Below are 10009 nucleotides of genomic sequence, written 5' to 3'. Positions count from 1 at the left end.
ACTGCAGCATTCCGTACAGATCCGTACTTCCGTCCCAGGGCTTATCATCGTAATAAAAGACCAGTGTGATGACCGGCATCAGTTTATCGTCCTTATGACATTTCGATAAGAATTCTGCAGAAGAGAGTGTTCCGACTTCAGGTTCCTTTTTCCTTCCCTTCCACGACTGCCGGATCTGCCCGACATAGGACAGACTGTCATATAACATATTTCGGACGGACATGGCATAATGTACCTTTGCCTGATTCTCGCATGCCAGGAGGACCAACAGACCTCCCCGTTTCCACCTCATTACCAGATCCCGGTACCTGTGTACTTCCTGTAGTTTTCCATTCTTATCTTCCAGCAGGAGATCCGTCTCTCCGTCCGCCGGTTCCAATTCTTCCGGCCGGATCACCTGCTCTCCCTCAAATACCATTCCGTTAAACAAATCCGCAAACCGCTCCGGATTGCTCATCCACTGCCTGACCGCAGCATTTCCCGTACCCATGCTGTTACCTCCTTTTTGTATTCTGTTTTTCATTCTTTTTCTTATCTAAATTGGATTAATTGGCGAAACTGCCATTGAATTTATGAATCGCTTCAACAGCGATTGTCCAGATGTGTCAGAAATATCCGGATCGGACTTCATCTGGATCCAAGATGTGGATGTAGTATAGCATACCTCTTATATCAGATGCAATATCATCCTTCAGAATATAAGCGGAAGTTTCCCGGGTCCTGTTTATAGGGGCCGCTTGAAAATCACGCGGTGGGCGTAGATGTAAAAAATATACTGTCATCCCCACTCTTTCTACTCATCTGGGATATATTTGGGCATATATGCAATCTTTCCTTTCTACCGCCCTCCTTTCAGGCAAAAACCATCTCATTTCAAGGAAAAATTTAAAAAAAACGGGCATGACAGACTACATATTTTCTATACGCCTTTCTCCCCCAGTGGCCTCGCTTTTTTTCTTCCCAACTCCCCCAGTGGCTTCGCTTCTTTCTATCCTTCTCCCTCTGATGCCGCCTGGTTTCCGACCTTTAAAAAGTACATCCCCGATGAGCGACGGCTTTTCTCCATCATTCATCGAGGATTCCTTCTTCTTTTCCTTTCCGGATTGCCTGAACGCGATTGTTCACGCCCAGTTTTTTATACAAATTGTAAATGTGTGTTTTTACGGTGGGGAGCTTCAGGTTCAGCTCCTCGCAGATCTGCGAATTGGTAAGCCCCCGGTTGATATCCTGCAGTATGATCGTTTCCATCATGGTCAGCTGTTCTCCCGAAGTCTCTCCTGCGCCCACTTCCGTGCCCGAGCTGTCTGCGCGCATGCGGCGCTTTGCGCATCGCAGGACAACTCCCATATAGTCTGCTTCCGGCATGCGAAGGACATTGCCGTAATTGTACTTTTTCTTCCTGTGCCATCCGCCGGGTGTATTTTTACCGAGCCAATCTACATATTCCTCCAGCACTTCTTTTCCTGTCCTGTCATACTCGGAATAAAATCCGACGTAACGAGAAGTTCCGTTTACCACAAAGGATTCAATCGTATCCTTCAATGCCTGTCCCTTTCTCTTTTCCGCCCAGTGGATTACTGCCTGCTGAAACAGGGCTTCTGACAGATATTTATGGCATCTGTACAGCTTCAGATAGGGGATCAGATAATGCAGGATCTTTTCTGCGCGTTTATACTGGTTCATCTGCAGGCAGCCTTTGGCCCGGCAACACAATACCGTATAATATGCTTCATCCGCCAGAGTTCCCGCGCTCTGCTCTGCACTGACCAGCCACTTTGCCAGACGTTCTCTCCGGTTGTCTGCCGGTGCATACAGACAGAGTACGGCATCTGTTATCCTTTTGCATACCGAGTGCTCCTCCTGCTGCAGGGACAACGCCAGGCTGTGAATGGAGCTGCTGTGCTCTTCTTCCGGCATCACCTGCTGCAGCCTGCAAAGCAGATACAGTCTTGCCAGACGCTGCTGCCAGATGATTGGCTTCCTTTCCGGCCTGTCCCCCGGATTATTTTCGCAATCTTCCAAAAGCAGTTTCCGGTCATCTAACGATATCACATCTTTCCGTTCTGTCTCCAGATAGTATTCCATCCTTGCAAGCCGGTAACTGAGCCTTGATTCCTTTCCAAGGTGTTCTCTCCACAGTCTGGCTTTCCTGTTTTCTTCTTTTTTTGAACAGGCAAATAATCCGGACAGATCACGCAGTCCGCAGAGGCAGGAATAAGAATATCCCTGTATATCATATAATTGTATCCGTTCTTTGTCTTTCGTGTATGTTTCCAGAAGCGCAAGCCAGCTGTCCAGATCCAGATCCGGCTGCCGATACGTCAGATTCAGATAGATCTCCCGTTTCCTGCTTTCATCTTCCGGCGCCGCATTCAGATTCTGAATCTCCGCCTTAAGTCCATCCATCTGCTGCCTTGTATAACGGTAGATTCCTCTCAGATAGCAGAGCTCCGGTTCATTTCCTTTCCAGTTCATAACTTCGGCATACGAGATTCCCAGTAACGGAACCTCTGAATAATGTCTGAGCATACAGCTTCGATAGGCTGCTTTCTCTTTCGACTTCTTCAGGCACTGGAGCGCTTCTTTGAGATTGCCGTGCTTTTCATACCAGCTTCCAAGCTGTTTCCAGAGATCCGGATCCGCATACCGGACATGATGTGCCTGCAATATCGGCATTTCCATCTTGTGATTCTCCTGCAATACCGATGCTTTTATCCTGTAATTCTCCTGCAATATGAGTGCTGCCTTCCACCGGTTCTTCTGCTCATCATGCACCAGCAGCCCCTTCCTTCCAAGTCTTTCCAGAATCCCAGATATCTTCCTTGCCTGCCACACTTCGCTGCACAGCTCCTCCGTGAACCAGGGACATAAGATCGCGCGCTGCATCATTTCCCGTTCTTCCGCAGACAATGGATCCAGAATCTGCCGCTTCACATAAGTCCGGATCTCATAGGATTCCATCCACGCTTCCACAGAACCGGATTGCTCCGCCCCTTCACAGACAGACAGACGAATCAGCATATCTGCACAGCCGGCCCAGCCTCCGGTTCTCTGATAAATGTCTTTCGGATTCAGACTGCTGTGATAATATTGCACCAGATCACCGATCTCTTTCTCTGTAAACTGCAGGGTTTTCTGCGGAACGATCTGCATCTGTCTCTTCCACAGCAGATCCAGAAATGCCTCTTCCGGCCAGTCTCTGCCCGCAACGATCACTTTACATTCCGGCGGCATGGTACGGATATAGTCCGCAATCTTCTCCACGCAGACTTTTGAAACAGATGCATCCAGCCCGTCAATCATCAACCACTTTGCTCCGACGAAGGAATCCCATTCTCTTAGAATCCAGTCAAACCGCTTCATTGCGCTCACCTCATCCTGAAGATCCAGTGCCTGTATCTCCACTTCCGGATGCTTTCGCCTCAGCATTTTCATTGCACAGGTTTTTCCTGTGGCTGCCGCTCCCTCAATATAAATAGAAGGGAATAATGCTATTCCCTTCTCCAACGCTTCTGTCTTATCGATATACAATAATTCTTTTCCTGCAGATATCTCTTTCTTATTCTTATTCCTGTTCTTCTCCATCTTCCGGATCCCCTGTTAATATACCTCCGGTTATCAATGTATCCAGAAATTCCCGGATATCTTCCCTTGCAACACTTTCTTCTACATCGTATTCTTCCAGAATGTTCTGTACAATCTGATCAAATGTAACTTCTTCCTGTAACATCTTCCAGATAGAAACACCCACTTCATTGACCGTGATCAGACCGTTAAATTCCAGTACCGTCTTACCGGTTGGTATAATTACGTAATCACCGGCAATTTCGCGAAGCACAAATTCTTTCTTTATCCTCATGTCTACTTCCCTCTATGCCATTCTTTGCATATCCCTCCTGCTCATATTATTATATCCTATGAAGTAGGCAATTTCAATCCTTACACATATGCAAGTAATGGCATTAAACTGCAGTTAGTGCATATTTATCAGTTCTGCAGCTCGATCACGGCAATTTCCGGAATGTTATTGATTCGAGGCAACTTTTCGCTGTGGCTTCCAAGTCCACTGGTAGCGAATATCTGCATCTGATCTTTCTGATACATTCCATGGATATACTTTGGAAAATATCCCTGGTCTCCGCCAAAGACCCCGCCCAAAACCGGAAGTACCACCTGGCCCCCATGATTGTGTCCACTGATCACCAGATCTACCTTCCACACAGAAGACGCATCTCCAAAAATAAAGCTGTCCGGCCGGTGGGAAAGCATCACGCACAGGTGATCCGTATCCTGATACGCTTCCAGAAACTCCCGGATCTCAGGATCGACTGCCTCTGCAGAATCATTTCCATCCAGGCCAAATGCATATGCATACAGACCTCCGATGCGGATCGTCTCACCATGGACCTGTACATCCACATACTCCTGATCCAGATATACAGCTCCGGCATCCTGAAGCTCCCTGATCAGTTCCTCATGCCCCGCCTGCATATACGTCTCCTCATGGTTTCCCTTCGCATAATAGACCGGGGCTATCTTCACAAGCTCACGCACCAGCGTTACCGGAACATGAGCATCTTCAGAATCTTCATTCAGCATATCTCCGTCCAGCAGGATCAGATCCGGCTGCTGCTCCTCCACTTTTGCAATCAGCCGCTTATTATCCTTCCCGAATTCATGGTCATGCAGATCTGATAACACCACAAGCTTCACTTTACCGGAGATTTTTTCCGTCTTCCAGGTATATGTGTTCACAGTGAGACAATTTGCAGACATATAGATACTGAGCATCAGGCCCAGTACCAGCACTCCTGCCACAATCAACAGCATTCTCCGTTTCCTGTGTTTCATGTCTTCTTCACTCCTCTAATACATTGTCTGAAGACCTGTCAGTGGCCAGATACGGCATACCAGCTTTCCTACAATCTGTTCTTCTGCCACACATCCTACCGCTTTACTTCTGGAATCCACAGAAACACTTCGGTGATCTCCCATGACAAAGATCCTGGACTCCGGAACCTGATAAGGAAGCTCCAGATCACATTCTCCAAAAGCCTTATCCTTCACATAAGGCTCACCCAGCTTTTCTCCGTTGACATATACCGTTCCGTCCTCATCCAGATCCACCCAGTCCCCGGAGCCTGCAATCACGCGCTTGATCAGGATCTTATTATTATAATAAAATGCCACGATATCTCCGGTTTCATACGTTTTACTCTTGATGGATACCACGATATCCCCTTCCTCCAGAGTCGGAGTCATGGAACTGCCATAGATCTGAAGAACCGGAAGCCATAAGGTCGCCACAAGAACAGCCACGGCTGCCACCGTGATTAATATGTATATCGTGCTCCGAAATACTGTCCAGTATCGATTTTTATACTTTTCACGCTTTAATTCCGATTCCAGTTCTGCTACATTCGGAATCGGAGGAGTCTTTTTTTCCTTCATGATCATACACTTCTTTCCGAAAGAATCTCCATTCATTCTACCGTAAATCTGCCGTTTTTTCAATCACCGATATATTTTCTGTAGATACTCTGCACATCGTATTCCGGCGCAAATTCCCCGGCCGCTTCGTGTATCTTTCGAATCACATCCAGCGGTTCCTCCAGAAGTTCAGCCGTCTGCTCTGCGGTATCCCCTTTTCTTAATCTCCTGACCACAAGTTCAATTATCTTTAACAACTCTCCCTTATCACAGCCTAGCCTCTCTCCTTCTATGCGGCCCAGCCTTTCTCCTTCCATACGGCCCAGCCTCTCTCCTTCTTCAAAAGCTTCCTCCCTCTGCACTTCTATATCCATTTCGTAATCATATTCCGCTACCAGCATATTTACTACCTCGCTTCCCCTCTTTGTCAGATAGTCTGCAAGTATCCCCTGTCGAATGCATTCTTTGATTGCATGTTCGTATGCATCTTCGTCCCCCTCATCCTGATACTTCCGGATCGTATCAATAAACTGACCATACTCTTTCAGGATCGGGCACTTTTCCAGCACCTCATGTCCGGCATCCGGATTAATATTGATTACCTTCACCTGAAGTTCCAGCATCGGATCATCATCCTGAACTTCATATGCGTCAGATAATTTCAGGATCTTTTCTTTTTCCATCGGTGCCTTTCCATTATAAAAAGTATAGAACTCCGGTTTGGGAAGCTTCACAATCTCCCGCTTATACCGCTTCTTTACCGGAACCAGCTGCTCATATGCCCTGCCGGTATACATCAGATTGCGAAGTGGCATATTTTTATTGATCGTTGACTGATGCTCTCCCAGAACCAGCACTTTTCCTCCCGCACCGAAAGAAAAATCATTTTTAAAGTTCATATACAACACGTTATCCACCCGGATCTTCTGAATCTCTGTTCCTTCCGGCAACGGTTCCTCATGCAACGCATTGTACAACATACGATCATTGTCTTCTGCAGACTCATCTTCGTAGAACAAATCCACCAACACACTATTTTTCACCTGTCGGTTCTCTTTCGCCATAGAATCTCCTTTCCGTTTCATACGGAACAGATTCCCTGCATATCGCCCGCAGAGCGTATACTTAACTTTAGTATAAGCGAAATATTTCTTTTCTTCAAGGCCGTCCGTGTAAAACTTCACTTTTAAATTATCCTGCATCACTTATCATGAATTTCCGAGAGATCATTCTCGCTGACAGCCATCCGGCTGTTTTGAAATACTGGAACTGTCAGATCCAGTTCCGATAGATACAGATATGATTATCTGTAAGTGAAGTTATTTTAACACAGGAATAAAAATCATGCAACCCCTTTCTTCATACTACTCCGGATTCTGCAGCTTCCGAAGCAGCCGCAGCGCCATACGTGTGTACTTATCATCTTCTCCCAGCAGTTTCTCCCACGTCCGGTACGCCTTCTGCGCGTAATCGATCACCTCATCCAGATCCTCCCCGATGTCCACGCCCAGGATGGATCGGTCCTCCGCAACCGCATAATAAGACTGGGCCGTATCGACATGGTCGTCCTTTAGCTTTTTCCTCCGGATGTCCAGCGCCTTACGGTCATATTCCAGCGCATGCTCAAAATCATATTTATTTGCATAGAGATTGGCTTTGTTCTGATACAAAGTAGCAGTGTAAATGTGATCTTCCCCGAATACCCGATAGAAGTCCTCTTCCCGCTCTGCCAATAACCGCTCAGCCAGCCGATACTGCTGCATTTCCATCCAGACACTGATCTTATTAAACTCAATCACCAGCCGGTCTTGCTCCGTGATCACTTCATTTTTAATCTTCAAAGCCCAATCAAAAGTCTCAATCGCCTCTCTGTACCGCCTGCTTTTTGCAAGCAGCGTTCCATATAGCCGATATGCCAAGAAATAATGCTTATGATTCTCATCCTTCCACAATACTTTCGTCACTTTCAGCAGGATCTCACACCAGACAATCGCCTCCCGGTACTGCTGCATGGCCTCCAGCACAAGAGCCTTATTGTACAGTGATTCTTCCGTATATGGATGACAGACACCATAGTTCTCCAGATTCAGTTCCAGATCCAGATCCGCGTAACTGATCGCCTTATCAAACATACAGTAATTCTTACATGCCACAACGAGTACGGTCATTACTGTCTGCATCGCTTCCTGCTCCTTCGGCGGAAAATGTCTGACCAGCGAGTCCACCAGCCGGATCCTGCCGCAGACAGTCTCATAATCCAGACTTTCATCAAAAAAAGCTTCCTCATCATCCAATATATGCCAGATCAACGCATGCACATCCTCAAATGCAGGCTTGTCCTGCAGCAGTATGGCCTCCCGGACAACCGGATGCATCTCGTATCCGGTACTGACCTTTGCAATCCATCCCCGCTTACACAGATTCCGAAACTCCGGTTTCAGCGCGTCTTCCTGCGCATGCTCCCCGGCAATCCATCTCCGGAAAGCATACGGCAGCACTTCCTCCGGCGCAACCGCAAAATTCTTCAGAATATAAGTCTCCGTCTCCGACAGTTTCTGCATGTAATAGAGGTGGATCAGATGCCTTGCAATCGTATCTTCTTCTGTATCATGTGATGTCGCGATCGTATCGGCCGATGTCTCATACCCCTGATCCAAAACACTGTGAAGATATTCCTCCAGCGGACACTCCGCCCAGCGCGCCGTCTTTGCCGCCATCTCTATCATCAGAGTATGACACTGCATTTTCCTCAAAAACTTCCTGACCACGACTTCGGCTTTCGCATCTCTTGCCCCATAATATCTCCAGAACAATTCACACGCATGATCTTCCGACAGAGCCGGAACTTCATAAGAATAAAACATGTCCGGAATGTCATTTCGTCTGGTCGTAACAATAAAGCGAACCGTTCCATCCAGCTCCCGGAAATACGGATCCTGAAACAGTCTTTCATCGGCATTATCCACAAAGAACAGAACATGTCCCCGGTGTCTTAGAAGAAATACCTCCATCTCTTCCTGCCCTTTCTGAATCGCATCCGCCACTCCGGCGAAAATGATATCCTTCTTCAGATTTCCGCTATACTCCAGCCACGCCAGATAATCGTCCGACTCTTCCATCCGGCAAAACAGATCTCTTGCCACCGTCGTCTTCCCGATTCCACCAATGCCCCAGATCGCCAGATCCTCATATCGTCCCGCCAGATCCACGAGTTCTTCCAGCATCTGCTCCCGGTATGCATATGCAGCCGGAACCTTCGGCGGAGCAGCCGTCAGTAATCGGCAGACCTCCACATCCTTCGACGGATGATCCGCAACCTTCTGTTCCACCTCCCGGATCATCTGCTGAGTCCTCTCACCCTGCTTCCACAGAACCGTTTCTCCCACTGACATCTGACTTCTGATATATTGATTCAGATCCGCGAAAATGTCATCTATGACCTTTCCCAGTTCCTTTCGTTCCAGATAACGGCATCCGATGTCCTTATAAAACTCCCCTTTATATAATTCAATCTGCTCCCTTGAAAATATCTCCGGTCTTCCCGTTTCCAAAAGAGCAGACTTAAATGCATCCAGCTGCGCCTGAAGCAGCGGATCCTCCGTCTGGTATGTATTCAGATCAAATTCTTTCTTTTTAAATCTTCGTCGGGCAGCGCCAAACCACCCCCTGGCAGCCTCCTCGATTGTGACAACCGAAGACAAGAGGCCAAGCATGGTATTCACATCCAACACCGTTTTTGCCACTTTCCTTCCTATCATATCATTCCCCTGATTCATCTATCACTACATTCATAAGCCGAAGCCCTGTCTCCGCCCTATGTACCTTTCTCACCGCGTGCTCTCATGGCATCCGTGATCTGATAGATCGCCTCCCAGTATACAGGAGGCGCTGTAACATTTCCGTACTCATCTACCTCCGCCAGATGATCATACCCTCCCGTATGGGAAAATGATTCCTACGCAGTATCTTTATATTTCAATTATATAATCCCGCACCACATCCATGATGAAGTCTGCGCTTGCCGGAGTATAATTTGGAGACTGCGCCATTACCACAAAATCAAAATCACCCTTATAATGAACTGATTCATACGTAGGAAAAATCGTAAACGGAACTTCCGGCTCCCGAATACTGTGTTCCAAGAATTCATCATAACCCTTTCTCTCCTGTGGACAATAAAACGGAAATTCCATATCCGGGTTGTATAAGAGCTGAATGGTATTCTCTACACATGAATCAGCCCCATAATTTTCCTTAAGATCTTTCAGGATTCCCCAACAAAAGTCATCATGCTCTTTGTATGGATTGGCACAGTATGTCAGTCTGGAAATCATGCGATACGCAATGCAAAGAGAAGATAATCTCCGATTCCTTCTTTTTTGACTTTTCCTTCAGAATCCAGATAACCGCAATGTAACGGACGCTCTTTTACTTCCCATTGAAGCATGTTTTGTAAGCGCCTAATCTCAGTACGCTAGATAAAAAATAACATCCAGATGCTAGTCTGATCTGGATGCAAGCATTTTACTTTATTTTATTTTTACAGGTATTGATAACCTCCTGGTTCCATGGGGCTAAT

Annotated in this window: 8 protein-coding genes and 1 pseudogene; all 9 read right to left on the bottom strand. The window is 46.9% G+C overall.

Annotated features, from left to right (window positions below):
• Nucleotides 1-490: pseudogene (locus JQM82_RS12845) on the bottom strand (transposase); the annotation flags it as partial.
• A 418-nt stretch (nt 491-908) separates the two neighbouring features.
• Entirely contained in the window at nt 909-1073 is a 165-nt protein-coding gene (locus tag JQM82_RS12840; protein WP_235250759.1) for a hypothetical protein, read from the bottom strand.
• Entirely contained in the window at nt 1066-3585 is a 2520-nt protein-coding gene (locus JQM82_RS12835) for a helix-turn-helix transcriptional regulator (protein ID WP_235250758.1), read from the bottom strand. The genes JQM82_RS12840 and JQM82_RS12835 overlap by 8 nt, the downstream gene beginning before the upstream one ends.
• On the bottom strand, nt 3566-3859 hold the full coding sequence (locus tag JQM82_RS12830; RefSeq protein WP_235250757.1) for a PqqD family protein: 294 nt from the start codon (nt 3857-3859) through the stop codon (nt 3566-3568). The genes JQM82_RS12835 and JQM82_RS12830 overlap by 20 nt, the downstream gene beginning before the upstream one ends.
• Nucleotides 3860-3987: 128 nt before the next feature.
• Nucleotides 3988-4851 carry a metallophosphoesterase gene (locus JQM82_RS12825; protein WP_235250756.1) on the bottom strand — a complete coding sequence of 288 codons (864 nt, stop codon included), beginning with the start codon at nt 4849-4851 and terminating at the stop codon, nt 3988-3990.
• A gap of 15 nt (nt 4852-4866) precedes the next feature.
• Nucleotides 4867-5451, bottom strand: a complete 585-nt coding sequence (gene lepB / locus JQM82_RS12820) for a signal peptidase I (protein WP_235250755.1) — start codon at nt 5449-5451, stop codon at nt 4867-4869.
• 59 nt (nt 5452-5510) lie between these two features.
• Nucleotides 5511-6515 (bottom strand): hypothetical protein, encoded by a 1005-nt coding sequence (locus JQM82_RS12815; protein WP_235250760.1) that lies wholly within the window; start codon nt 6513-6515, stop codon nt 5511-5513.
• Nucleotides 6516-6794: 279 nt separating this feature from the next.
• Nucleotides 6795-9188, bottom strand: coding sequence for a tetratricopeptide repeat protein (locus JQM82_RS12810; protein ID WP_235250753.1), 2394 nt, complete (start codon nt 9186-9188; stop codon nt 6795-6797).
• Nucleotides 9189-9398: 210 nt separating this feature from the next.
• Complete coding sequence (locus JQM82_RS12805; protein WP_235250752.1) at nt 9399-9764, bottom strand: hypothetical protein; 366 nt, start codon at nt 9762-9764, stop codon at nt 9399-9401.
• Nucleotides 9765-10009 lie beyond the last annotated feature (245 nt).

It is taken from the genome of Faecalicatena contorta (assembly GCF_021531995.1).
Classification (GTDB): domain Bacteria; phylum Bacillota; class Clostridia; order Lachnospirales; family Lachnospiraceae; genus Dorea_A; species Dorea_A contorta_A.
This window is presented reverse-complemented; position numbering and strand designations above follow the sequence as displayed.

Coding starts and splice junctions, on each gene's coding strand:
- JQM82_RS12840 (WP_235250759.1), bottom strand. CDS start 1,073: ATGAATGATGGAGAAAAGCCGTCGCTCATCGGGGATGTACTTTTTAAA.
- JQM82_RS12835 (WP_235250758.1), bottom strand. CDS start 3,585: ATGGAGAAGAACAGGAATAAGAATAAGAAAGAGATATCTGCAGGAAAA.
- JQM82_RS12830 (WP_235250757.1), bottom strand. CDS start 3,859: ATGAGGATAAAGAAAGAATTTGTGCTTCGCGAAATTGCCGGTGATTAC.
- JQM82_RS12825 (WP_235250756.1), bottom strand. CDS start 4,851: ATGAAACACAGGAAACGGAGAATGCTGTTGATTGTGGCAGGAGTGCTG.
- lepB (WP_235250755.1), bottom strand. CDS start 5,451: ATGAAGGAAAAAAAGACTCCTCCGATTCCGAATGTAGCAGAACTGGAA.
- JQM82_RS12815 (WP_235250760.1), bottom strand. CDS start 6,515: ATGAAACGGAAAGGAGATTCTATGGCGAAAGAGAACCGACAGGTGAAA.
- JQM82_RS12810 (WP_235250753.1), bottom strand. CDS start 9,188: ATGATAGGAAGGAAAGTGGCAAAAACGGTGTTGGATGTGAATACCATG.
- JQM82_RS12805 (WP_235250752.1), bottom strand. CDS start 9,764: ATGATTTCCAGACTGACATACTGTGCCAATCCATACAAAGAGCATGAT.